The organism is Shewanella sp. SR44-4, assembly GCF_014163715.1.
Classification (GTDB): domain Bacteria; phylum Pseudomonadota; class Gammaproteobacteria; order Enterobacterales; family Shewanellaceae; genus Shewanella.
The window spans coordinates 1-391 of record NZ_JACJDU010000154.1 but is presented as its reverse complement, the minus strand read 5'-3'; the positions used below and the strand labels follow the sequence as shown (position 1 = coordinate 391).

At 34.0% G+C, this 391-nt stretch carries 1 pseudogene; it reads right to left on the bottom strand.

Annotation, left to right across the window (positions count from 1 at the left end):
• Positions 1–208 (bottom strand): annotated as a pseudogene (locus H5125_RS21840) (hypothetical protein); the annotation flags it as partial.
• Positions 209–391: the final 183 nt, after the last annotated feature.

The window sequence follows — 391 nt, the reverse complement described above, 5'->3', positions numbered from 1 at the left end:
CATCAATATACATTAATGAACGCGTCACCTCTAAATTAGCCACTGGATTACCATTTTTGGTAATAACACCATTAACTTCTGAGCTTAAAAAGACTTCCTTTTTTTTAAACCAACCAAACATATCAACTCCATGACTTAGAATAGGGTAAGCAAGCGCTAAAAAAACCAGTAATATGACACGACGGGGCCACTGTAAACGATTGTTCATTCGCTATCCCTGCTAAATAGTAATTTCGATTTTACTTAAAAATACTCACTGTTTATTTTACCCATTCGATTGCAAATTACTATTATCCAATAGAATGGGTTTTATCAATTAGTGACTCTTTTGGGCTGGGCGAGATTACGAACATTTTACGAACAGACTCAGTATATTTTTCAAACTACATTT